Origin of the sequence: Aeromicrobium sp. Leaf245, from assembly GCF_942548115.1 — a bacterium.
GTDB lineage: Bacteria > Actinomycetota > Actinomycetes > Propionibacteriales > Nocardioidaceae > Aeromicrobium.
On record NZ_OW824151.1, the window covers coordinates 2515315 to 2538547 of the forward strand.

The 23233-nt window shown below is 72.1% G+C and carries 19 protein-coding genes; 5 read left to right on the forward strand and 14 right to left on the reverse strand.

Going from position 1 to position 23233, the window contains the following annotated elements; all coding sequences use genetic code 11:
• Nucleotides 1-31 precede the first annotated feature (31 nt).
• Nucleotides 32-832 carry an ABC transporter permease subunit gene (locus NBW76_RS12330; protein ID WP_055967388.1) on the reverse strand — a complete coding sequence of 267 codons (801 nt, stop codon included), beginning with the start codon at nt 830-832 and terminating at the stop codon, nt 32-34.
• The gene (locus NBW76_RS12335) at nt 829-1755 is read right to left on the reverse strand and encodes an ATP-binding cassette domain-containing protein (protein WP_055967386.1); all 927 of its coding nucleotides are present in this window, start codon (nt 1753-1755) and stop codon (nt 829-831) included. The genes NBW76_RS12330 and NBW76_RS12335 overlap by 4 nt, the downstream gene beginning before the upstream one ends.
• Nucleotides 1756-1886: 131 nt before the next feature.
• Here NBW76_RS12335 and NBW76_RS12340 point away from each other — a divergent pair, with 131 nt between their 5' ends.
• Genes NBW76_RS12340 through NBW76_RS12350 form a run of 3 tightly spaced genes read left to right on the forward strand, consistent with a single transcriptional unit; the run spans nt 1887 to nt 4731 of the window.
• Entirely contained in the window at nt 1887-3047 is a 1161-nt protein-coding gene (locus NBW76_RS12340; RefSeq protein WP_235492943.1) for a sensor histidine kinase, read from the forward strand.
• Entirely contained in the window at nt 3044-3694 is a 651-nt protein-coding gene (locus NBW76_RS12345) for a response regulator transcription factor (RefSeq protein ID WP_200914536.1), read from the forward strand. Before NBW76_RS12340 ends, NBW76_RS12345 begins: the two co-directional genes overlap by 4 nt.
• A 56-nt stretch (nt 3695-3750) precedes the next feature.
• Nucleotides 3751-4731, forward strand: a complete 981-nt coding sequence (locus NBW76_RS12350) for an SDR family NAD(P)-dependent oxidoreductase (protein ID WP_056554168.1) — start codon at nt 3751-3753, stop codon at nt 4729-4731.
• Nucleotides 4732-5432: 701 nt separating this feature from the next.
• Here the strand turns inward: NBW76_RS12350 and NBW76_RS12355 are convergent.
• On the reverse strand, nt 5433-5873 hold the full coding sequence (locus tag NBW76_RS12355; RefSeq protein WP_055967377.1) for an AMP-binding protein: 441 nt from the start codon (nt 5871-5873) through the stop codon (nt 5433-5435).
• Nucleotides 5873-6607, reverse strand: coding sequence for an enoyl-CoA hydratase (locus tag NBW76_RS12360; protein WP_055967374.1), 735 nt, complete (start codon nt 6605-6607; stop codon nt 5873-5875). Before NBW76_RS12360 ends, NBW76_RS12355 begins: the two co-directional genes overlap by 1 nt.
• A gap of 104 nt (nt 6608-6711) precedes the next feature.
• On the opposite strand from NBW76_RS12360, the gene NBW76_RS12365 reads away from it, so the two are divergent.
• Nucleotides 6712-8412 carry a TIGR03767 family metallophosphoesterase gene (locus tag NBW76_RS12365; protein WP_056554164.1) on the forward strand — a complete coding sequence of 567 codons (1701 nt, stop codon included), beginning with the start codon at nt 6712-6714 and terminating at the stop codon, nt 8410-8412.
• A gap of 10 nt (nt 8413-8422) precedes the next feature.
• Here the strand turns inward: NBW76_RS12365 and rlmN are convergent, their stop codons facing one another.
• From rlmN to rpsB, 10 genes are all read right to left on the reverse strand, one after another.
• The gene (rlmN, locus tag NBW76_RS12370; RefSeq protein WP_200932666.1) at nt 8423-9538 is read right to left on the reverse strand and encodes a 23S rRNA (adenine(2503)-C(2))-methyltransferase RlmN; all 1116 of its coding nucleotides are present in this window, start codon (nt 9536-9538) and stop codon (nt 8423-8425) included.
• Between the two features lie 76 nt (nt 9539-9614).
• Entirely contained in the window at nt 9615-10613 is a 999-nt protein-coding gene (locus NBW76_RS12375; RefSeq protein ID WP_056554885.1) for a putative zinc-binding metallopeptidase, read from the reverse strand.
• A 53-nt stretch (nt 10614-10666) separates the two neighbouring features.
• Nucleotides 10667-11539 carry a transglutaminase family protein gene (locus tag NBW76_RS12380; protein WP_056554159.1) on the reverse strand — a complete coding sequence of 291 codons (873 nt, stop codon included), beginning with the start codon at nt 11537-11539 and terminating at the stop codon, nt 10667-10669.
• Complete coding sequence (locus tag NBW76_RS12385; protein ID WP_056554156.1) at nt 11536-14004, reverse strand: circularly permuted type 2 ATP-grasp protein; 2469 nt, start codon at nt 14002-14004, stop codon at nt 11536-11538. Before NBW76_RS12385 ends, NBW76_RS12380 begins: the two co-directional genes overlap by 4 nt.
• Nucleotides 14001-17414 carry a DUF2126 domain-containing protein gene (locus tag NBW76_RS12390; protein WP_056554153.1) on the reverse strand — a complete coding sequence of 1138 codons (3414 nt, stop codon included), beginning with the start codon at nt 17412-17414 and terminating at the stop codon, nt 14001-14003. The genes NBW76_RS12385 and NBW76_RS12390 overlap by 4 nt, the downstream gene beginning before the upstream one ends.
• A 70-nt stretch (nt 17415-17484) precedes the next feature.
• Entirely contained in the window at nt 17485-18366 is an 882-nt protein-coding gene (locus NBW76_RS12395; RefSeq protein ID WP_056554150.1) for a phosphatidate cytidylyltransferase, read from the reverse strand.
• Entirely contained in the window at nt 18356-18910 is a 555-nt protein-coding gene (gene frr, locus NBW76_RS12400) for a ribosome recycling factor (RefSeq protein WP_200914550.1), read from the reverse strand. Before frr ends, NBW76_RS12395 begins: the two co-directional genes overlap by 11 nt.
• Nucleotides 18910-19689 (reverse strand): UMP kinase, encoded by a 780-nt coding sequence (gene pyrH / locus NBW76_RS12405; protein WP_200914549.1) that lies wholly within the window; start codon nt 19687-19689, stop codon nt 18910-18912. Before pyrH ends, frr begins: the two co-directional genes overlap by 1 nt.
• A gap of 109 nt (nt 19690-19798) precedes the next feature.
• Nucleotides 19799-20614, reverse strand: a complete 816-nt coding sequence (gene tsf, locus NBW76_RS12410; protein WP_056554147.1) for a translation elongation factor Ts — start codon at nt 20612-20614, stop codon at nt 19799-19801.
• 80 nt (nt 20615-20694) lie between these two features.
• Nucleotides 20695-21621, reverse strand: coding sequence for a 30S ribosomal protein S2 (gene rpsB, locus NBW76_RS12415; RefSeq protein ID WP_056554144.1), 927 nt, complete (start codon nt 21619-21621; stop codon nt 20695-20697).
• Nucleotides 21622-21954: 333 nt separating this feature from the next.
• Between rpsB and NBW76_RS12420 the strand changes: the two genes are divergently transcribed.
• A complete protein-coding gene (locus NBW76_RS12420) occupies nt 21955-22881 on the forward strand; it encodes a M23 family metallopeptidase (RefSeq protein WP_056554141.1) in 927 nt (308 codons plus the stop codon).
• The last annotated feature ends 352 nt before the right edge of the window (nt 22882-23233 follow it).

The window sequence follows — 23233 nt, forward strand, 5'->3', positions numbered from 1 at the left end:
CCCGGGCGCCGGAGGTCTCATCGCCGTCGGGTCACTTGACCTCGGACCGACGGATCAGCCAGATGCCCAGTGCCAGCGGGATCACGAACCAGATGACCCCGGACGTGCCCAGCTGTGCCCACTCCTCGCCGGTGAGGTTGCCCTCGAACAGCTTGCTCTGCGAGAAGTTGAAGTCGATCCACGGCTGCAGGTCCTTGAACCAGTCCTGGAACGCGGCCAGGATCCCGAACACGGTCGGCAGGACGAAGCCGTACACGAAGTAGCCGACGATCGCGGCGGGCGTGTTCCGGAACAGTGCGCCGAGGGTGAAGCCCAGCAGCAGGCCCAGGATGTTGGCCAGCAGGATCGTGAGGAACTGGGTGAGCGTGACGTCCCAGTCGGCGTCGATCCCGTTGATCGCGGCACCGGCGAGGTTGCCGACCGCGCCGATCGCGAAGGCCACCAGCACGGAGATGATGCCGACGAGCACCGAGGCGACGATCTTGGCGTTGATGATCGAGCCGCGGTGCGGCACGAGCGTGAACGTCGTCAGGCCGCTGCGCTGGCTCCACTCACCCGTGACGGACAGGATCGCCACCACCGGCAGGAGGATGCCGAGCGGCACGCCGAAGGCGGTCGCGAAGACGGCGTAGGAGATGACGCTGTCGGGAGCGAACGCGATCACCGAGACGGCCGCGATCAGCGACAGCACGACGATGCTGATCATCAGCCAGCGACCGGCGCGGGTGTCGAACATCTTGCGCAGCTCGACCCGGACGAGCCGGGCGAACGGGATGCCGGGACGGTCGGTGGAGACCGACGCGGGCAGCGGGCTTGCGGTGGTGGCGCTCATGCCACGCCTCCTTCGGTGGTGGTCTTCTCGCGCTGGGTCGAGGACGTGAGCTCGAGGAACATGTCCTCGAGCCCCGCGCCTCCGGCGGGCCGGAGCTCGACGAGGGCGACGCCGGCCGCGAGGGCGGCCTGGCCGACCTGCTCGGCGCCGACGGCGACCTGCAGGCCGCCCTGGACGGCGGTGGGCTGCTGCCCGGCGCCCACAAGCGCCTTCTGCAGCTGCTCGTCGTCGACCGAGTGGACGAAGGTGGAGTCCGCTCCGCCGCGTGCGCGGTGCATGAGCTCGTCCTTCGTGCCCTGGGCGACGATCTTGCCGTGGCCGATGACGATGATCTCGTCGGCGATGATCTCGATCTCGTGCAGCAGGTGCGAGCTCAGCAGCACCGTGCCGCCGCGGTCGGCGTAGTGGCGCAGCAGACTGCGCATCCAGTGGATGCCGGCCGGGTCGAGACCGTTGGCCGGCTCGTCGAGGATGAGCACCTTGGGATCGCCGAGCAGCGCGTTGGCGATGCCGAGTCGCTGGCGCATGCCGAGCGAGTAGTTCTTCACCCGGCGCTTGGACTCGGTGTCGCTCAGGCTGACGAGCTCGAGCATCTCGTCGACGCGGCTGCTGGGCAGACCCATGGTCAGGGCCGACAGGGTGAGGATCTCGCGGCCGGTACGGCCGGCGTGCTGCGCCGAGGCGTCGAGGAGCACGCCGACCTGCGTGCCCGGGTTGGGGATGTCGCGGTAGTCGACGCCGTCGATGAGGGCCTGGCCGACGGAGGCCGGGGTGAGGCCGGTCATGATGCGCATCGTCGTCGACTTGCCGGCACCGTTCGGCCCGAGGAAGCCGGTGACGGCCCCTGGGCGACAGGTGAAGCTGACGTCGTCGACGGCGGTGAAGCCGGCGTACGTCTTGGTGAGGTTCTGGACCTGGATCATGACCCCAGCCTGCCCGACGTGGTGCGTCGTGGGCATCCGCCACGCAGCCACGATCCGGTCGCCGAAAGTATGAGCCTCGTCGGCCGGGTGGACGTGGCACGGCCCGCACCCACGTCGGTAGCGTGACGCCGGTGAGCCCCCCGCCCCCGACCGTGACGCGATGGGGGCAGGTCTGGCGACTCCTGCTCGTGCTCGCGGTCACGGGCCTGTCGTGGGTCGAGCTCGCCCCGTGGCAGCTCGCCAACGCGCCCGGGTGGTTCGCTGCCGACATCGCGATCGGGGTGGTGAGCACGGTGGCCACCTTCCGGTGGCGGCACCGCTTCCCGGTGGCGACCGCGCTGGTCACCAACGTCGTGAGCATCGTGTCGTTCAGCTCCGGGGGCGCGGCGAGCCTCGCGCTCGTCTCGCTGGCCACGCGCCGACGCTGGCGCGAGATCGTCCCTGTCACGATCGTGGTGGCGCTGACGATCCCGGTCGTGGTGGCCATCAACCCGGTCCCGGGGCCCGACCCACGACTCGACGCCGCCGTGGTGGTCGTCGTCATCGGCCTCATGGTGGCGGTGGGGCTCTACGTCGGGTCGCGGCGTGAGCTGCTGGCCACGCTCCGCTCCAGGGCCGAGATCGCCGAGGCGGAGCAGGCGGCGAAGGTGGCGCAGGCCCGCGGCGCCGAGCGCACGCGCATCGCCCGGGAGATGCACGACGTGCTCGCGCACCGGATCTCGCTGGTCACCATGCACGCGGGGGCGCTGGCCTACCGGGACGACCTCCCGCCGGAGCAGGTGCGTGAGGCCGCCCGCACGATCCAGGAGACGGCCCACCAGGCCATGACCGAGCTGAGGGGTGTGCTCGGCGTGCTCCGCGACGGTCCCGGCGACGCGGCCCCCGAGCTGCCGCAGCCGTCCGCGGGCGACCTGCGGATCCTCGTGGAGGAGTGGGCGCGTGCCGGGATGCGCGTCGACCTGTCGGTGGACGGCGATCTCGACGACGTTCCCGACGCGGAGGGCCGCACGATCTTCCGCGTCGTGCAGGAGGGTCTCACCAACGCGCACAAGCACGCGACCGACACCGCCGTCACGGTGCGCGTGGAGGCCGAGGGCGGAGCGGGTGTGCGGGCCGTGGTGACGAACCCGCTGCGCGTCGGCACCACCCGCACCGCGGCGCCACCACCGGGGGCCGGCCTGGGCCTGGTGGGCCTGCGGGAGCGGGTGGAGCTCGCCGGCGGTCGGCTGACGCAGAAGGTGACGCCCGACCAGCGCTACGTGCTCGAGGCGTGGGTACCGTGGCCGGCGTGACCCGGCTGCTCCTCGTCGACGACGACGCACTGGTGCGAGCCGGCCTGGCGCTCATGCTCGGCGGGTCCGACGAGCTCGAGGTCGTCGCCGAGGCGTCCAACGGCCGCGAGGCGGTCGCCCGGGTCCGCGAGGGCGACGTCGACGTGGTGCTGATGGACCTGCGGATGCCGGTGATGGACGGGATCGACGCGACCGCCGCGATCGTCGCCCTGCCCTCGGCGCCGCGCGTCCTGGTGCTGACCACCTTCGACGCCGACGACTACGTCGTACGGGCCCTGGCCGCAGGGGCGCACGGGTTCCTCCTGAAGGACACCCCGCCGGCGCAGATCGTCGAGGCCATCGCCACGGTGACCTCCGGCGAGCCCGCGCTGTCGCCGGCGATCACCCGTCGACTCATCGAGCAGGTGACGGACGGGTCGGGCGACGGCCGCGAGACGCGGGCCGCGGTCCTGGTGGCGTCGCTGACCGACCGCGAGCGCGACGTGGCCCGGGCGATCGGGAGAGGCGCGTCCAACGCCGAGATCGCCTCGGAGCTGCACCTCAGCCTCGCGACCGTGAAGGCGCACATCTCCCACCTCTTCACCAAGCTGGACGCCGTGAACCGGGTGCAGGTGGCGATCACGATGCACGACGCGGGCCTCCTGTAGCGCACGGCACGTCGTCTGGAGGTGCCTGCAGCGATCCACCTCTCTAGCGTGGAGGCATGTCCTCGACGCTGACCGACCTGGCCGACACGATCCTCGACAAGACGGTGCTGCCCGGGTACTCCAGCATCGGACCGCGGCTGCGTCGTCGCTGGTGGCCGGCCGACCCCGAGCCCGACTCGCTCCGAGGTCGCCACGTGGTCGTGACGGGAGCGAGCGGTGGCCTGGGCGCCGCGGCGGCGACGGGACTCGCCGAGCTCGGCGCCACCGTGCACCTGGTGGGACGCAAGGCCGACCGCCTGGCCGACGCCGCCGGCGAGATCCGCCGCTCGCTACCGTCGGCCGAGCTCCGCGAGGAGGTGTGCGACGTCAGCGATCTAAACGACGTGCGCCGCTACGCGGAGCGTCTTCGGGCCGACCTCGGCGCGCTGCACGCGATCGTGCACGACGCCGGCGTCATGCCGACCGAGCGCACGGAGTCGGCACAGGGTCACGAGCTGACGCTCGCCACGCACGTGCTCGGCCCGCTCCTGCTCACCGAGCTCGTCCGCCCGCTGCTCGGGGCGGCCGACGACGGGCGGGTCGTGTGGGTCTCGTCGGGCGGCATGTACACCGCCCCGCTCACGGAGGCACTCGTGGACGACCTGCAGTACCGCGAGGGCACCTACGACGGCGTGCGTGCCTACGCCCGCACGAAGCGGCTGCAGGTCGTGGTGGCCGAGCTGCTCGCCCAGCGGCACCCGCAGCTGCCGAGCCACTCGATGCACCCCGGCTGGGCGCAGACGCCCGGCATCACCGACTCCCTGCCCGGCTTCGCCAAGGTCCTGGGTCCGGTGCTCCGCACGGCCGCCGAGGGGGCCGACACCATGGTCTGGCTGGCCGCGGTGCCCACGTCACGGACCGGGCAGGACGGGTTCTGGTGCGACCGCCGACGTCGCTCGCCGCACTACGCCCCGTGGCCGAAGGAGGACCCGGCTCTTCGGCGCCGCGTCTGGGACCGCGTGGCCACCTGGGCCGGACTCGACGTCGAGGGCTCCTGAGCCTTCCCCTGTCGGTCGTCTCGACGGGATGTGGACGACCCGTCGCCTCCGCTGGGCCTGCACGCGCTGCTGAGTCGCTGTGGTCTGGTCGTGCCTTGCTGCTGCGTCGCTGTGGCTGCGAGTCGACCTGCGCTCCGAAAGGGCCTCGACCGGCGGCGGGGTCCGGGCTCGGTCGGGCCCTCGGAGCGTGGCTCGGGGTGACGCAAGATTCTGCGTTCGTGCGTGAGAGGGCGAAGGATGCTGCGTTCGCTACGGGATCCCGTCACCAACGCAGCATCGTTCGGGCTTCCGCACGTGAAGGCAGAATCCTGCGTCCGCGGGGCGATGGTGCACGACGGTTGGGCAGGGATTCTCCCTTCTCGTGGACCGTTCCACGCAGAAGGAGAATCACTGCCCTCCAGGGCGCCATTTCGTCGCCACGATGCTTCCTTCGCGAGGCACGGTCCACGCGAAGGAAGCATCGTGCGCGGATCACGCACAGATGAAGAATCGTGGCCGCGCCCCGCAGACCCACCCGAGACCAGACCCCCCGCTCCGGTCGAGGCCCTTTTCGGAGAGCAGGTCGACTCGCAGCCACAGCGACGCAGCCGCAGGAGAACGCGAAGCCACAGCGACGCAGCATCGAGCGAACGCCCACCAGGAGCGACGCAGCAGTGAGCGAACGCCCAGCCGAAGCAACGCAGCAGCAGGCGGCGGCCCGCTCAGAGGACGGGGCGGCGCTCCAGCAGCGGCTCGACGACGTCGGCCGCGTGCCGCAAGACCGCGTCGCGGTAGCCCGCGGTGTCGTCGGCCAGGGCCATCGCGGCATCACCCGACCCGGCCTGCCGGACCAGGTCGAGCGGGTGCACGTCGTCGCCGACCCGCACCACGGGTCCGTCGTCGGAGGGGACCACGACCACCACGCCGTCGGGAGCGGGCAGGGCCCCGATGCGGATGCAGGCGCACACGACGAGGACCCGGTCGACGTCGTCGACCTGGACGCCCACCTCGTCACCCGGACGGACGCCGAGCATGCCGAGTCCGGACGCGAGCGAGGCGGACCGCTCCAGGAGCCGGGCGAAGGTGAGACGCCCGGCTGCCGGGTCGTCCGCACCGCCGCTGACGACGTGACGGTCCAGCAGGTCGAAGCCGAGGCTGGCCATCAGCGTCCCCGGAACACGGGCGTGCGCTTCTCGGCACGCGCCTGGGCGGCTTCACGCACGTCGTCGCTGGCCCACACGTCGCGGAAGCTCTGCTCGATCGCCGCATCGTCGTGATGGGTGCCGTTGAGCACGAGCTTGTTGTGGGCGAGCGTGAGCGGCGCCAGCGTGGCGATCTCGTGCGCCCAGGCCAACGCGTCGTCGAGGGTCCCGGCCCGGTCGACCAGCCCGTGGGACAGGGCCTCGTCGCGGTCGATCAGCTCGCCGGCGAGCATCATCCGACGCGCCGGACCTGTGCCGGAGAGCGCCGCGAGCGTGCGGATGGTCCAGGCGTCCACCGCCATGCCGTTGCGCGCGGTCGGCACGCCGAACCGCGCGGTGTCGTCACCCACGCGCAGGTCGCACGCGATGGCCAGCTGCGTCCCCGCGCCGATGGCGGGCCCGTTGACGGCGGCGACGATGGGGACCGGCAGCAGCGCCAGGCCGTGCAGCATGCCGTACAGCGCCTCCAGGAACTCGTCCCCGTACACGCCACCGAGGTCGGCGCCGGAGCAGAACGCGGTGCCCTGACCGGTGATGACGATCGCCCGGGCTCCCCCGGCCGCCGGTCCGTCACCGACGGCGTCGCGTGCCGCCTCGTCGATCGCGCGGCACAGGTCGAGGTTCAGGGCGTTGCGACGCTCTTCGCGCTGCAGCTCCAGGACGACGACGTCGCCGTCGCGGTGGACTCCCAGCATGGTGCTCCTTCGGTCGGCTCGCGGCCACGCTACCGACCGCGCCGGCGTCGCTCCGCACGACCTGTCCGACGTGACCTGGAGCACATCGCGTCGTTGATGGGGACATGACGGTCACTCGTCGCGCCCTGCTGCGCTCCGGAACCCTGCTCGGCACGGCGGCCGTGGTCGGCCTGCCGTCGATCTCGCGGGCGGCGGTGTCGCCGGCCTCGTCGGCGGGCACCACGCTGGCGGGACGCCTCGTGCGCGGCACCCCCGGCCCCGGTGGGTACGCGCGTCTGGTGACGGCTGATGGGGAGCCGCACGTCGTCCGGGCCGATCTCGGGGCGACCCCGGGCGACGCGCGGGCCACCGGCCGCCAGGCCGTGGTCTCGTTCGTCCACCTCACCGACGTGCACGTGATCGACGCGCAGTCCCCGATGCGCGTGGAGTACCTCGACCGTCTCGACGACGCCTACTCCCCCGGAGACCCCACGCTCGGCGGGCTCCTCACGTCGAGCTACCGGCCCCAGGAGATGCTCACGGCCCAGACGAGCGACGCGATGGTCCGCGCCGTCAACGACGTGACCGCGGGACCGGTCACCGGCAGCCCGCTGGCGTTCGCGATCCAGACCGGCGACAACTCCGACAACTGCCAGTACAACGAGGTCCGCTGGAACATCGACGTCCTCGACGGCGGCCGGCCGGTCCGGCCCGACTCGGGCAACCCGAACCGGTGGGAGGGCGTGCACGACAGCGGCACGTCCGACACGCACTACTGGCACCCCGAGGGCGGGAAGAACGACCAGTACCGCTCGCGCTACGGGTTCCCGGCGAAGAACGGCCTGCTCGACGCCGCGCGCCGGCCCTTCACCCCCGAGGGTCTCTCGATGCCCTGGTACTCGGTGTTCGGCAACCACGACGGCCTCGTGCAGGGCAACTTCCCGCAGACCCTGCCCCTCGGCCTGGTCGGCACCGGCCCGCTCAAGGCGACCAGCCTGCCGCCCGGGCTGTCCCAGGCCGACGTCCTCGACGCGCTCCGTACCGCGAACGCCACGCCGCTGCTTGGAGCCCTGTCGTTGCTGTCGGCACGCCTGGTGTCAGCCGACCCGGCGCGCCGCTCGCTGACCCGCAAGCAGGTCGTGGACGAGCACTTCCGGACCAGCGGCGCCCCGGTGGGCCACGGCTTCACGGCGGAGAACCGGTCGAAGGGCACGGCGTACTACACGTTCGACCAGGGCTCCCTCCGTTGCGTCGTGCTCGACACCGTGAACCCCAACGGGTACGCCGACGGCTCCATCGACGCGGCGCAGGCGGCGTGGCTGGAGCAGGTGCTCACGGCATCGACCGACCGGTACGTCATGGTCTTCAGCCACCACACGTCGGCCACGATGACCAACCCGCTCGTGCTCACGGGCGGCGACGCGCAGGTCCGCGTGCTCGGTCCGGCCGTCGTCTCGACCTTGCTGGCGCACCCGAACGTGGTGGCGTGGGTGAACGGGCACACGCACAAGAACGCGATCACGGCGCACGCCCGCCCCGACGGCTCGGGCGGGTTCTACGAGATGAGCTGCGCCTCGCACGTCGACTTCCCGCAGCAGTCGCGACTCGTGGAGCTCGTCGACAACCGCGACGGCACGCTCTCGATCTTCACGACGATGGTCGACCACGCCGGAGCCGAGCAGCACTCCGGGCTCGCGAGCACCGTCGAGCTGGCGTCCCTCTCGCGCGAGCTCGCTGCCAACGACCCCCAGCAGCGCACCGCCGGCTACGAGGGCAAGGCCGCCGACCGCAACACCGAGCTGGTGCTGCCGAACCCGCTGGCCTGAGCCGCAGGAGTCAGTCGCCGGTGGCGGCGAGCTGGCCGCAGGCGGCGTCGATCTCGTCGCCGCGGGTGTCACGGATGGTGGTGCTGATGCCCCGGGCGTCGAGACGACGGACGAACTCGTCCATGTCCTCGTCGCGGGAGCGGGTGAACTGCGAGCTGGGGACCTCGTTGAGCGGGATGAGGTTCACGTGCACCCAGGCGCGGCCACCGTGGGCGATGAGGACGTCGGCCAGCTTGTCCGCGCGCCACGCCTGGTCGTTGATGTCGCGCATCATGGCGTACTCGATGGACACCCGGCGTCCGGTCACGTCGAAGAAGTAGCGCGCCGCCGAGACCGCGTCGTCGACGCTGTGCCGCGTGTTGATCGGCACCAGCTCGTCGCGCAGCTCGTCGTCGGGTGCGTGCAGCGAGAGCGCGAGCGTGACCGGCACGCCCTCGTCGGCCAGCTGGCGCATGCGCGGGGCGAGGCCGACGGTGCTCACGGTGATGTTGCGGGCCGACATGCCGAGGCCGTCGGGGGCGGACGACGTCATGCGTCGCACCGCACCGACCAGGGCCTTGTAGTTGGCGAGCGGCTCCCCCATGCCCATGAACACGACGTTGGAGAGACGGCCGGGGCCGCCCGCCACGAGCCCGTTCGCCATCGCGGCCGCGGCGTCGACGACCTGGTCGACGATCTCGGCGGTGCTCATGTTGCGCTGGAGCCCGCCCTGGCCGGTGGCGCAGAACGGGCAGGCCATGCCGCAGCCGGCCTGGCTGGAGACGCAGACGGTCGCCCGCTCGCTGTACCGCATGAGCACGGACTCGACGAGGGCACCGTCGAACAGGCGCCACAGCGTCTTGCGGGTCGCGCCCTTGTCAGCCTCCTGCGTGCGCACCGGGGTGAGCAGCGGCGGCAGCAGGGCCTCGGCGATCGCGTCACGCTGCGCGGCGGGGAGGTCGGTCATGGCCTCGGGGTCGCGCTGCAGCCGGGCGAAGTAGTGGTGCGCGACCTGCTTGACGCGGTACGCGGGCAGCCCGAGCTCCTCGGCCGCGGCCTTGCGCTCCTCGGCCGAGAAGTCGGCGAGGTGCCGCGGCGGCTTGCCGCGGCCACGGGGAGGCTCGAGGACGAGCGGCAGGGTCTTGATGGGCTCGCTCACCGGCCCATCCTCCCAGGCCGACCCCAGCCGTGTCGAAACGTCGGACGGGGCGCGGCGACGCGGGTCAGGCGGCGGGCACGGGGTCCTTGGCGAGATCGGCCACGAAGTCGAGCTTCGTGAGCACCGGCTCCGGGATCACGAAGGGATAGAGGTCGTCGGCACCCATCGCCCGGTTGATCTGGTTCAGCGCCGTCGACAGGGGCACCCAGACGCCCCGGACCAGGTCGCTGAACAGGCTGAACGCCGTCGGGTCGACCGTCGTCAGCCCGTAGGCGCGGGCGGTCTCGACGGTGTCGCTGATGTGCATCCAGTGCGCGAAGGTCTCGGCGAAGTCCTCGAACGGGTGCATCGTCGCGTAGGTGCTGATGTAGGACTCCTGCCAGTCCTCGGGCGGGCCCTCGGCGTAGTGGCGGTCGATCTCGGCCTGGTAGTCCTTCGACTCGTCACCGAACAGCTCTCGGCACGCGGTCATGCGTTCGTCGCCACGGACCAGCACGGACTCGAAGTAGTGCCCCACCTCGTGCCGCAGGTGCCCCAGCATCGTGCGGTACGGCTCGGCCAGCTCGGCCTGCACCTTCTTGCGGTGCGCGTCGTCCCCCTCGGCGAGGTCGATCGTGATGACGCCGTCGGCGTGGCCGATGACCACGTTCTCCTCGACGCTGGACAGCATGTCGAAGCACAGGCCCTGCTCGGGGTCCTCGTCGCGCGTGGTGATGGGCAGGCCGCGCGCGTCGAGCTCCACCACGAGGCGACGCTTCGCGGCCTCGGCCACCGGGTACTGCGAGAGCCCCTCGAGGTCGTCGTCGGACGGTCGCGTGCGCGTCAGGTCGCAGCTGAAGCACTGACCGCCCTCGAGTCGCGCCAGCCACGTGCAGCCGGAGAGGTTGAGGTTCACGCACACGTGCCACACGAGACCCTCGGCGTCGACGTGGCGACCGTCCTCGTCGACGGGCACGATCTCGTGCTCGACGCGGGAGTAGCCGAGCGCGGTCCCGCACGAGACGCACACGGAGTTCTCGAAGAACAGAGGGTTGCCGCACACACGGCAGGAGAAGGCCTTCACCGGCCCCATCATCCGGGCCGCGGCCCCCCGGCGCACCTCGGGCCGGTGTGATCTCAGACCGGCACGACGTCGACGGCCACGCTGAGCGTCGACGTCTTCGCCTCCGTGAAGATGACGCCCTTCAGCGGCGGGACGTCGGCGTACTCGCGACCCCACGCGACGGTCACGTACCGCTCGTTGGCGGCCTGGTCGTTGGTGGGGTCGAGGGCGAGCCAGCCGCCGCCCGGCACCCACACCGCGGCCCACGCGTGCGTGGCGTCGGCGCCCAGGACCCGCTCCTTGCCCGGCGGCGGCTCGGTCGCCAGGTAGCCGCTCACGTACCGGGCGGCGAGCCCGTGCGACCGCAGGCACGCGAGGGTCAGCTGCGCGAAGTCCTGGCACACCCCTGCGCGGGCCTCCAGGACGTCCGAGATCGTCGTCGTCACGGTCGTCGCACCCTGCTCGTACGCGAAGTCCGCGTAGATCCGGTGCATCAGCTCCAGTGCCGCCTCCCCCAGCGGCCGCCCGGGACGCAGCGACTCGGCCGCGTAGGCGTGGGCCGCAGCAGGATGGTCGATCGAGGGCGACGCGAGCGCGAGGTCGATCGCCCGCCAGGCGTCCGGCACGTCACGGCGCTCGGTCGGCCGCGCCTGCTCCCACGGCACGGCCAGCGCGACGGGGTCCATCACCGGGACGTCGACCTCCACCACGCTGCGCGCCACCACCGCGAGGTCACGATGGGCCTCGTCGAGCTGGAAGAACGTGGCGGTGTTGCCGTAGTGGTCGACGTCCGTGGCGAGGTCCAGCGGCGTGGGGTCGACGACGACCTCGTGCTGCTCGATGCGCTGCCAGGGCAGCTCGCGGGGGGTCAGGTAGCCGATGCCGTAGCTGCCGGTCACGTCGTCGTCGTAGGTGTAGGTGGTGCGGTGGGTGACGTCGAGCCTCATGCCGGCCCCCGTCCCGCCAGGCCGAACGACCGCGGGGCCGGGGCCGCGGCCAGGTGCATGGCCTCGAACGCCTCCGCGAAGCGCGACAGGTGCACGGCGACGGTGTCCAGGTGCCGCTCCAGGTTCGGCCGCGCCTCCCCCTCGATGGGCACGAGCGCCGCCGTGTCGACGCGGTCGAGCTCCTCGGCGAGGTCGTCGAGGAGCCGCTCGGGACGGGTCGATCCCGTCGAGGCGGGCAGCGCCGCGACGTGCCGCCGCAGCGCCTCGAGGTTGAAGCGCAGGGACCGCGGGTTGCCCGGGTCGGCGAGCAGCAGCTCGACGAGGGTGGTGACCCGCACGAACCCGCGGTAGCGACGACGATGGGTCACGGCGCTCTCGGTGGCCGTCAGCACCGCCTGGTGCAGGTGACGGTCGACATCGATGCCGCGGCGCACGGTGACCGAGCGACGCAGCAGCGCGACCACCTGCAGGCACCGCTCGAGGGAACGTCCCGCCTCGAGCACCTGCCAGCCGTCGTCGTGGACCATGTTCGCCGTGGCGCCGTGCAGGGCGAGCAGACCCGTGAGCATGCGCTCGGCGCTCTCCGTGACCTGCAGGCTGTGGTCGTTGACGTCCAGCATCCCGGCGGCGCGCTCGGTGGCGCCGAAGGCGCGGAACACGTCGATGGAGAGCTGGTCGCGCACGCCCTGTGCCGCCGAGCGCAAGGCGGCGAACGACTGCGCCACGGAGGCCGGTCGCCCCGCGTCGAGCAGCACCGAGCGCAGGTCGGCGTCGATGGCCGCCGGGTCCGTGAGGTCGAAGGTCCCTGGCACCAGCTGCTGCAGCGCCGACCGAAGCACCCGCAGCGCGACGCCGCCGGCGCTGTACGGCCGGTTGCGGTAGTCCTCGGCCAGCGCGTGCGCGACCAGCACCAGCCGCAGGGTGTCCTCGGCGCGCTCGGCGTACCGACCGAACCAGAACAGGTCCTCCAGCACGCGCGGCACCGGCGGGGTGACGTTGCTCGACGACGTGACGGGCAGGACCTCGGCCAGGTGCTGGTCGGGGTCGTCCGCGCTCTCCTTGAGCACCCACACGTCCTTGCTCGAGACCGTGCGGCCACCCTCCAGCACCGAGGCGAGCCCGCCGAGCAGAGGTCGGTAGGAGGCGCCGTACCGCAGCGTGAACGCTCGCAGGGCCACCGACTGGGGCCTCACCGCACCCCCGGTGAGCCGGGGCGCCTGGGACCAGGCGGGCAGCTCCTGCGCGGCGAACCGGTGCGGTGCGGCCTCGACCTGTCGGAGCAGGTCGTCGGGACCGAGGTGCTCGACGTCGACGCTGCGGTCGATGGAGCGGACGGTCAGCTCGTCGACGTGCTTGCGGACGAACGCGAGCGACGAGGGATCCCCCAGCCAGTAGGTGGGGACCGACGCGAGACGGAGGGGCTCGTCGAGCAGCCGCTCGCACAGCTGCGACATGTACGGCAGGAGGGCGGGGTTCTCCAGCAGACCGGACCCGAGACCGTTGACGATGCGCACGTTCCCGCGTCGGACCGCCTCCAGCAGCCCCGGCACGCCCAGCTGGGAGTCGCCACGCAGCTCGAGCGGGTCGCACCAGGACGCGTCGACCCGCCGCAGGATCACGTCGACCCGCTCGAGTCGACCGAACACGCGCATCCACACCGCCCCGGAGCGCACCACGAGGTCGTTGCCCTGGACCAGCGAGAAGCCCAGGCTCGACGCGAGGTGGGCCTGGTCGAAGGCCGTCTCCGACGACGACCCCGGCGTGAGCACCACGACGCGCGGGTCCGCCACGTGGTCGGGTGCGGCCTGCATGAGGGTCGAGCGCAACGCCTGGAGGAACGGGCCCATCTGGTGCAGCCCGGCCTCGCGGTACATCTCGGGCAGCACCCGCGAGATGACGTGGCGGTTCTCCATCGCGTACCCGAGGCCCGACGGGGCCTGCGCGCGGTCCGCGACGACCATCCACTCGCCCGCAGGCGTCCTGGCCACGTCGGTGGCCGTGACGAGGAGCGGACGCGCGTCGGTGGAGGAGGCGCGGGCGGTCACGCGCAGGTAGCCCTGGTGGGCGTACACGAGCTCGGGCGGGAGCACGCCGTCGGCCAGCACCGTCTGCGGACCGTGCAGGTCGGCGAGCAGCGCGTTGAGCAGCTCGGCCCGTTGCGCGAGCCCGACCTCCAGCGGGGCCCAGTCCTGGGGCGAGAGCACGATCGGGAGCGGATCGAGCCGCCAGGTCGCGCGGGGCTTCCCCGGTCGGCGGTAGGTGACCCCGTCGTCACCGAGGAACCGGTCGATGTCGCGGTGCACCCGGCGCAGCTGGGGACCGGTGATCTCGAGGGCGCTTGCGGCGATGCTCCGCCAGGCGGGCCGCAGGGCGCCGTCGGCGTCGACGACCTCGTCATAGCGACCGGGGGCGGCGTCCAGGGTCGGTTGGCCGACTGCCGAGGCGTAGTCGCGCAGGACCGTCATGGCGATGTCGTCAGCCGCCCAGGGCCCGGCGCCCCCGCCGGGGTCGTCGGCCGCCCAGGGCCCGGCGCCCCCGCCGGGGGCACCCGGCGCAGGTCGAGCGTGTGGGGGTACTCGTCGCTGTGGGCGCGACGACCCGCCTCGACGAGCGCGCCGACGTCGACCGGGCCGGTGCCGGCCGGCTGGGTGACGAACCGGCTCGACCGACGCGCCTCGGCCTCCTGGGCGTTGACCGGCGGGTGGTCGTAGGCACGGCCACCCGGGTGCACCACGTGGTAGGTGCAGCCGCCGAGCGCGAGGCCGGACGCGACGTCGACGACCTCGACGTGCAACGGGGAGTGCACCGGGATCGAGGGGTGCAGCGCCGACCACGGCTGCCACGCCCGGTAACGGACGCCCGCGTAGTACTCGCCGGGCACGCCGGTCGGGGTGAGGGGCACGGGAACACCCTGGCACGTGACGAGGTGGCTCGACCGCGAGATGCCGCGAACCGTCACCTGCAGCCGCTCCAGGGAGGAGTCGACGTACCGCGACGTCCCTCCGCCCGTGGCCTCCTCGCCCAGCACGTGCCACGGCTCGATGGCGCTGCGCAGCTCCAGCTCGACCGGGCCGGCGGGCGTGGCCACCTGGGTGAGGCCGATCCGCGGGAAGCGGAACTCCACGAAGGGGTCGAGCCAGGACCGCTCGAACGCGATCCCGTGGGCCTGCAGGTCGCCCACCACGGCGTCGACGTCGCGGATCGCTCCCTGGGGCAGCAGGAAGTCCTCGTGCAGGGCCGAGCCCCATCGCACGAGCGGATCGGTGCTGGGCGACTCCCAGAACCGCGCCACGAGGGCCCGCACGAGCAGGGCCTGCACGAGCGCCATCTGCGGGTGCGGAGGCATCTCGAAGCCGCGCAGCTCGAGCAGCCCCAGGCGGCCGCGCGACGAGTCGGGGCTGTACAGCTTGTCGATGCAGAACTCCGCGCGGTGGGTGTTGCCGGTGAGGTCGGTGAGCAGGTGCCGCAGGGCGCGGTCGACGAGCCACGGGCGCACGGGCTCGTCCTTCTCCGCCGCCTCGGCGGCCAGGCGGTGCACCTCGGAGATCGCGATCTCCATCTCGTAGACCGCCTCGGGACGACCCTCGTCGAAGCGCGGCGCCTGGCTCGTCGGACCGATGAACCGCCCCGAGAACAGGTAGGACAGCGACGGGTGTCGCTGCCAGTGGGTCAGCAGGCTCACGAGGAGGTCGGGACGACGCAGGAGGGGCGAGTGCGCCGGGGTCGTGCCGCCGAGCGTGATGTGGTTGCCGCCGCCGGTGCCGGTGTGCTGGCCGTCGAGGTCGAACTTCTCCGTCGCGAGGCGGGTGCGCCGGGCGGCGTCGTACAGCGTGTCGGTCAGCGCGCTCAGCTCGGCCCACGAGCGGGTCGGGTGCACGTTGACCTCGATGACACCCGGGTCGGGGGTGACGCTCAGCTGGGTCAGGCGAGGATCCGGCGGCGGGCCGTAGCCCTCGACCACGACCGGTGTCCCGACGGCGACGGCGGCGGCCTCGACCACGTGCAGCAGGTCGGCGTAGTCCTCCAGCCGCTCGGTGGGTGGCAGGAAGACGTGCAGGACCTCGGCCCCGTCCTCGCTGCCGGGACGGACCTCGAAGGCGAGCGCCGTGGTGGGCTGCTCGTCGGGATCGACGACCACGACGTCGGGCACGCCGGGCACGAGGGTCGGTCCGGCCTCGAGGTAGGACGGATCGCCCGACGCCTCGGGGTCGGTCCACGTGATCGAGTCCAGCGGCAGGCGCAGGCCGACGGCGGAGTCGCCGGGCAGCAGCACGAGCCGACCACGCCGGAAGCGCCACGCAGGGCTGCGCCACGTCTCCCCCGTGGCCAGCGGCAGCACCCACCCGGTCGGACGCTCCACGGCTGCGTCGAGCTCGGCCACGAGGGCGACGTCGGGGACCTGCTCCGCCCCGTGGGGACCGACGGATGCCGGGCGGGGGCCATCGGGACGCGACACGTCGTGCGCGAGCACGGCGAACGGGTCCTCCCACGCCGGCAGCACCTGCTCGGCCGGGAGCCCGAGCGAGCGCGCGACCTCGCGCGCCAGCCGCTCGGCCGTGCCGTGCTCGACGGCCTCGTTCTCGGCCCACGGGTCGCACAGCAGGTCCGGCTCGCTCCACAACGGCTCACCGTCGGTTCGCCACTGCATCGAGATCTGCCAGCGCGGCAGGGGTTCGCCCGGGTACCACTTGCCCTGCCCGCGGTGCACGAGCCCACCGGCGGCGTACACCTGGCGCAGACGCTCGGCGAGCTCGGTGGCGAGGGCGCGCTTCTCGTCACCGTCGGCGTCGGTGTTCCACTGCGCCGAGGTCATGTCGTCGACGCTCACGAAGGTGGGCTCGCCGCCCATCGTGAGGCCCACCTCGCCGGCGTCGAGCCGGGCGTCGACGTCGGCCCCCACCGCGTCGACGCGCTGCCACTGGGCGTCGGTGTACGGGAGCGTGACCCGGGGGTCCTCGTGGACGCGGGTCACCTCGTTGACGAACGAGAACTCCACCTCGGCCGGCTCCAACGCACCCGTGATGGGGGCGGCCGACGACGGGTGGGGCGTGGCCGAGAGCGGGATGTGGCCCTCCCCCGCGAACAGCGCCGACGTCGGGTCCAGGCCGACCCAGCCGGCGCCCGGCACGAAGACCTCGGCCCACGCGTGCAGGTCGGTGAAGTCCTCGGTGGCACCCGCCGGCCCGTCGAGGGCCTGCGCCGCGACCAGCGGGTCCGGGGCCAGCTGCACGAGGTAGCCCGACACGAACCGCGCAGCGAGCCCGTACTGGCGCAGCAACGACACGAGGAGCCAGGCACTGTCACGGCACGAGCCGATCGCGCGCGTGAGCGTCTCGTCGGGCGTCTGCACCCCTGGCTCCATGCGCACGGTGTAGGCGACGTCGCGGTGGACGGCGTCGTTGAGCCCGGCGAGGAACTGCACGAGCGGCACGCCGTCGTCCGGGAGGTCCGGGAGGGTGTCGCGCCACTGGGAGACGACCGGTCCGGGACCGGCGTCGGCCTCGCTCTCCCCGACCGGACGCAGGTAGGGCGCGAGGTCGGCCGCCAGCTGGGGCTCGTACGTGAACGGGAAGGTCTCGGCGTACTCCTCGACGAAGAAGTCGAACGGGTTGATCACCATGAGGTCGGCGACGAGCGAGACGTCGATGTCCAGCTCGGTGACCTTCTCGGGGAACACGAGCCGCGCCTGCCAGTTGCCGAAGGGATCCTGCTGCCAGTTGACGAAGTGCTCGCCCGGCGAGACCTTCATCGCGTAGGCGTCGATGGGCGTGCGGCTGTGCGGCGCGGGACGCAGCCGCACGACGTGCGGGCCCAGGGCGACAGGGCGGTCGAAGCGGTAGGTCGTGCGGTGGCGGAGCGAGACCTTGATCGACATGGCGCAAGCCTGCCTCATGGCTGTTTCACGGCCGTGACGGCACCGACCCGGTTGCCCGGCCGGGCGTCGGTCAGGCAGGCGTGACCAGGTAGTGCAGGATCAGCCACGCGACGGGGGCGACGGCGATCAGGGAGTCCAGACGGTCCATGAGACCTCCGTGGCCGGGGAGCAGGTCGCCCATGTCCTTGATGCCGAGGTCGCGCTTGACCAGGGACTCCGACAGGTCACCGAGCGTGGCCATGACGACGCCGGCGACGCCGAGCAGGACGCCGACCCACCAGTCGCCGTCCAGCCCCAGCACCACGGTGCCGATGCCCGCACCGATGCCGAAGACGAGCGAGCCGGTGAAGCCCTCCCAGGACTTCTTGGGGCTGATGGTCGGGGCCATGGGGTGCTTGCCGAACAGGACGCCGGCGATGTAGCCGCCGATGTCGGAGGCGACCGTGGCCACGATGAACGCGACGATGCGCCAGGGTCCGTCGTCCTCGACGAGCATGAGCATGACGAAGACGCCCATGAGGTGCAGGTAGGACAGGCAGAACAGGCCGGCACTCGCGTCGCGCACGAAGCCGTCGGCGCCGTCGGAGAGTCGCCACACGAGGGTGCCGATGACGGTGAGGGCCATCGCGACGGCCGCGGTCTCCATGCCGCCGTAGTAGGCGCCGAGCAGCATGAGGGTGCCGCCGGTGAGCACGGGCAGGAACGGGACGGTGATCCCGGCCTTGCCGAGGGCCCTGGCCAGCTCCCACAGACCGACGCCGAGCGCGAGCACGACGACGGCGACGAACAGGTCCTTGAAGAGGAACAGCGACGCCACGACCGTGCCGCCGAGCGCGGCACCGACGGCGATGGCCGCCGGCAGGTTGCGCCCGGCGCGGCTCTTCTTCTGCGCCACCGCGGGGTCGGGCTCGTCCAGGGGTCCGTCCGTGGGGGCGGGCTCCTCAGACCTCAAGGAGCTCGGCTTCCTTGTTCTTGAGCATCTCGTCGATCTGGTCCACGTGCTGCTTGGTCAGCCCGTCGAGCCGCTTCTCGGCGCCGGTGTTGTCGTCCTGGCTGATCTCGGAGTCCTTCTCGGCCTTGTCCATGGCCTGCTTGGCGCTGCGGCGGACACCGCGCACGGCCACCCGGCCCTCCTCGGCCTTGGAGCGCGCGAGCTTGATGTACTCCTTGCGCCGCTCCTCGGTGAGCTCGGGCAGGGTCACGCGCAGCACCTTGCCGTCGTCGGACGGGTTGACGCCGAGGTCGGACTCGCGGATGGCCTTCTCGATCGCACTCTTCGCGCCCTGGTCGTAGGGGCTGATGATGACCGTGCGAGGCTCCGGCACCTGGAAGCCCGCCAGCTGCTGCAGCGGCGTGGGGGTGCCGTAGTACTCGGCCGTGATCTGGGCGAACATCGCCGGGTGCGCACGACCGGTGCGGATCGCGGCGAACTCCTCGCGGGTGTGCTCGACGGCCTTGTCCATCTTGCTGCCGGCCTCGCGCAGGGTCTGGTCGATCACGATGCGTCTCCTGTAGTCGTCCCGTTGAGTGGTCCGGTCCCACCGTGGACCAGCGTCCCGATCCTCTCACCACGCAGGACGCGGGCGATGTTGCCCTCGCCCTCCATGCCGAACACGATCATGGGCAGGTCGTTCTCCATGCACAGCGCGAACGCGGCCGCGTCGACCACCTTGAGGCCGAGGCGCAGGGCCTCGGCGAAGGTGATCTCCTCGAAGCGTCGCGCCGATGCGTCGGTGCGCGGGTCGGCGGAGTAGACCCCGTCGACGCCGCTCTTGCTCATGAGCACCGCGTCGGCCTTGATCTCGAGCGCACGCTGGGCCGAGACGGTGTCGGTGCTGAAGTAGGGCATGCCCGCACCGGCGCCGAAGATCACGACGCGGCCCTTCTCGAGGTGCCGGATGGCGCGCCGGGGGATGTACGGCTCGGCGACCTGCCCCATGGTGATGGCCGACTGCACCCGGGTGTCGATGCCCTGCTTCTCGATGAAGTCCTGCAGGGCGAGGCTGTTCATGACGGTGCCGAGCATGCCGATGTAGTCGGCGCGGGACCGCTCCATGCCGCGCTGGCTGAGCTCGGCGCCGCGGAAGAAGTTGCCGCCGCCCACGACGATCGCCACCTGGGCGCCCTCGCGGACGGCCTCGGCGACCTGGCGGGCGATGGCGTTGACGACGTCGGGGTCGATGCCGATGCTCCCGCCGCCGAAGACCTCGCCGGACAGCTTCAGCAGCACGCGACGGACGCCGGGACCTGGGGTCCCGGCGTCCGCCGTCGACAGCTCCGTGCTGCCGTGCACGCCACGGGGGTCGGCCGGGTCACCGTTCGTCTGGTGGATGCTCACGATGCTCCGGTCCTTCCTGTGGTCGTGCGTGGGTCGACTCCTGCGCTCAGGCGCCGATCTCGATGTGCGCGAAGCGCGTGATGGTCACGCCGGCGGCGTCGAGCACGGCCTTGACCGTCTTCTTGTTGTCGGTGACGGACGGCTGGTCGAGCAGCACGACGTCCTTGAAGAAGCCGTTGACGCGACCCTCGGTGATCTTCTCGATCGCCTGCTCGGGCTTGCCCTCCTCGCGGGCCGTGGCCTCGGCGATCTCGCGCTCCTTGGCGACGATGTCGGCGGGCACGTCCTCACGGGTGAGGTAGCGCGGACGCATGGCCGCGATCTGCATGGCGGCGCCGCGGGCGGCGTCGAGGTCGTCGCCGGTGTACTCGACGAGCACGCCGACGGCCGGCGGGAGGTCGCTGGCACGACGGTGGAGGTAGACGGCGACCTGGCCGTCGAACGCGGCCACGCGGCCGAGCTCGATCTTCTCGCCGATGACGGCGGCGAGGGCGCTGACGGTCTCCTCGACGGTCTTGCCGTCGTCGAGGGTCGTCTTGGCGAAGGCCTCGGCGCTCTCGGGCTTGCTGGCGTCGGCCGCGGCGGCCAGGCGCTCGGCGAGCTCGATGAACTGCTCGTTCTTGGCGACGAAGTCGGTCTCGGAGTTGAGCTCGACGATGGCGGTGCCGGTGTTGGCGACGAGGCCGGACGAGGCCTCGCGCTCGGCGCCGCGCTTGGCGGCCTTGGCCGCACCGGAGATCCGCAGGATCTCGACGGCCTTGTCGAAGTCGCCGTCGGCCTCGGTGAGGGCCTTCTTGGCGTCCATCATCCCGGCGCCCGTGGCGTCGCGGAGCTTCTTCACGTCTGCGGCAGCAATGGCCATATGCGTGGTCTCTTCCCTGATCGTGGTGGTGGCAGGTGGTGGGGTCGGGTGCCGGGGATGGCCCGGCACCCGACCAGGGATCACTTCTCGGCGGGAGCCTCGGTGGCCTCGGCAGCGGGGGCCTCGGCAGCCGGAGCCTCGGTCGTCTCGGCAGCCGGAGCCTCGGCGGCGGGCGCCTCGGTGGACTCGGCAGCCGGGGCCTCGGCGGCGGGGGCAGCGGACTCGTCCTTCTTCTCGAGCAGCTCGCGCTCCCACTCGGCCAGGGGCTCGTCGCCACCGAGCTCGGCGCCGGCCTCCTCGTTGCCCGTCTTGGCGCCGCCGCGCTGCAGCAGGCCCTCGGCGACGGCGTCGGCGACCACGCGGGTCAGCACGCTGACCGAGCGGATGGCGTCGTCGTTGCCCGGGATCGGGTAGTTGACGTCGTCGGGGTCGCAGTTGGTGTCGAGGATCGCGACGATCGGGATGCCGAGCTTCTTGCACTCGTCGACCGCGAGGTGCTCCTTCTTGGTGTCGACGATCCAGACCGCGGACGGGGTGCGGGCCATGTCGCGGACGCCGCCGAGGGTGCGGTTCAGCTTGTCGTACTCGCGACGCATCTGGAGGAGCTCCTTCTTCGTGCGACCCGAACCGGCCACGTCGTCGAAGTCGATCTCCTCGAGCTCCTTCATGCGCTGGAGCCGCTGGTGCATCGTCTGGAAGTTGGTGAGCATGCCGCCGAGCCAGCGCTGGTTGACGAAGGGCATGCCGACGCGCTTGGCCTGCTCCTCGACCGGCTCCTGCGCCTGGCGCTTGGTGCCGACGAACAGGATCGTGCCGCCGCGGGCGACGGTGTTCTTGACGAACTCGTAGCCGGCATCGATGTAGGCCAGCGACTGCTGCAGGTCGATGATGTAGATGCCGTTGCGCTCGGTGAAGATGAAGCGCTTCATCTTCGGGTTCCAACGACGGGTCTGGTGCCCGAAGTGGACCCCGCTCTCGAGCAGCTCTCGCATGGTGACGACCGCCATGGTCGATTCCTCCTCTGGACGCACCGGCCCTGCGGCGGGTGGTCCGTTCCTGGTTGATGCACCGCCGGTCGGCGGTGCCCTGACTCCCGTGCCACGCGAACCAACCTGCGAGCAGGACCAGGATCGCGCCCGGCGTTCGGTCGACGAGCGACGTCACGACGGAGACGGGCGTGCGAATTTCACGTCCGAGGACGTGATGGGGTCAGTCTAGGACACCGGGCGGGAGAACGAGAAATCCACAGACCCGGCGCCGTGGGCACCTGCGGACGTCCCGTGTCCACAGGTCGCGACGAGGGCCTGCCGCGACGAGCGCCGACGGGGTTCGCTCGAGTCATGCCGGCCCGCTCCCCCCACCCTCGCCTCCTCCTCGCCCTCGGCGCTGCCGCCGCGATCCTGCTGTCGACGGCGACCGGTGTGGCGCGGGCCTCGGACGACGGCCCGTCGTGGTCGTGGCCGCTCGGCCAGCGGGTGGTGGGCACCGACTTCGACCCGCCCGACACCCCCTACGGTGCGGGGCATCGCGGGATCGACCTGCCCGGCTCCCCGGGCGAGCCCGTGCGTGCCGTGGCGGCCGGCCGGGTCAGCTTCTCGGGGACGGTGGCCGGCGTGGGCGTGGTGACCGTCGACCACGGGGGCGAGCGCTCCACCTACCAACCGGTGGAGCGGCGCACGGTCGAGCGTGGCGACGCGGTCGAGCCCGGCGAGGTCCTGGGTCGACTCGCGCCGGGTGGGACGCACTGCGCGAGCGCGTGCCTGCACCTCGGGCGACTGCAGGGCGAGCGCTACCTCGACCCGCGCGATCGGCTCACCGGCGAGTCGCGGTTCGTGCTCGTGGACCCTGACGCCCGACTCCCCCGGCCCCCGGCCGGCGCCCTCGGCTCGCTCGGCGACCTCGCCCGGCCCGTCGGTGGGCCGGTCATGTCGGCGTTCGGGATGCGTGTCCACCCGGTGACTGGCATCCGCAAGCTGCACGACGGCGTCGACCTCGGCGCCTCCTGCGGCACGCCCGTCCGAGCGGCGAAGGCCGGTACCGTCCGGTCCGCGGGGCGCGACGGTGCCTACGGACTCCGGGTCGTGCTGGACCACGGCGGCGGCGTGCGCACCGCCTACGCCCACCTGTCCTCGGCCTCGGTCTCGCGCGGCGACCGGGTCGATCCGCGCACCGTCGTCGGCCGCGTGGGCTCGACCGGGATGTCGACCGGCTGTCACCTGCACTTCATGGTGGTGCGGGGCGGGAAGCCGGTCGATCCGATGGGGTGAGGGGCTCTGCTCCCCGTTCGCCTGCGGCTGCGTGGGTGTGGGTGGGTCTTCGCCTGCTGCTGCGCTCCCGCGGATGGGTCTTCTCCTGTGGCTGCGCTCCCGCGGGTGGGTCTTCTCCTGCGGCTGCGCTCCCGCGGGTGGGTCTTCTCCTGTGGCTGCGCTCCCGCGGGTGGGTCTTCTCCTGCGGCTGCGCTCCCCCGGGTGGGTCTTCTCCTGCGGCTGCGTTGCTGTGGCTGCGAGTCGGGTCGGTCTCCGAAAGGGCCTCGACCGGCGGACGGGTCCGGGCTCGGCCGGGCTCTCGGAGCGCGGCTCCGGGGACGCAAGATTCTGCGTTCGTGAGGGAGAGGGCGAA

What these genes read in the sequence shown, in the direction of transcription:
- NBW76_RS12330 (WP_055967388.1), bottom strand. Translation starts at nt 832, where the DNA reads ATGAGCGCCACCACCGCAAGCCCGCTGCCCGCGTCGGTCTCCACCGAC.
- NBW76_RS12335 (WP_055967386.1), bottom strand. Translation starts at nt 1,755, where the DNA reads ATGATCCAGGTCCAGAACCTCACCAAGACGTACGCCGGCTTCACCGCC.
- NBW76_RS12350 (WP_056554168.1), top strand. Translation starts at nt 3,751, where the DNA reads ATGTCCTCGACGCTGACCGACCTGGCCGACACGATCCTCGACAAGACG.
- NBW76_RS12355 (WP_055967377.1), bottom strand. Translation starts at nt 5,873, where the DNA reads ATGGCCAGCCTCGGCTTCGACCTGCTGGACCGTCACGTCGTCAGCGGC.
- NBW76_RS12360 (WP_055967374.1), bottom strand. Translation starts at nt 6,607, where the DNA reads ATGCTGGGAGTCCACCGCGACGGCGACGTCGTCGTCCTGGAGCTGCAG.
- NBW76_RS12365 (WP_056554164.1), top strand. Translation starts at nt 6,712, where the DNA reads ATGACGGTCACTCGTCGCGCCCTGCTGCGCTCCGGAACCCTGCTCGGC.
- NBW76_RS12380 (WP_056554159.1), bottom strand. Translation starts at nt 11,539, where the DNA reads ATGAGGCTCGACGTCACCCACCGCACCACCTACACCTACGACGACGAC.
- NBW76_RS12385 (WP_056554156.1), bottom strand. Translation starts at nt 14,004, where the DNA reads ATGACGGTCCTGCGCGACTACGCCTCGGCAGTCGGCCAACCGACCCTG.
- NBW76_RS12390 (WP_056554153.1), bottom strand. Translation starts at nt 17,414, where the DNA reads ATGTCGATCAAGGTCTCGCTCCGCCACCGCACGACCTACCGCTTCGAC.
- tsf (WP_056554147.1), bottom strand. Translation starts at nt 20,614, where the DNA reads ATGGCCATTGCTGCCGCAGACGTGAAGAAGCTCCGCGACGCCACGGGC.
- rpsB (WP_056554144.1), bottom strand. Translation starts at nt 21,621, where the DNA reads ATGGCGGTCGTCACCATGCGAGAGCTGCTCGAGAGCGGGGTCCACTTC.
- NBW76_RS12420 (WP_056554141.1), top strand. Translation starts at nt 21,955, where the DNA reads ATGCCGGCCCGCTCCCCCCACCCTCGCCTCCTCCTCGCCCTCGGCGCT.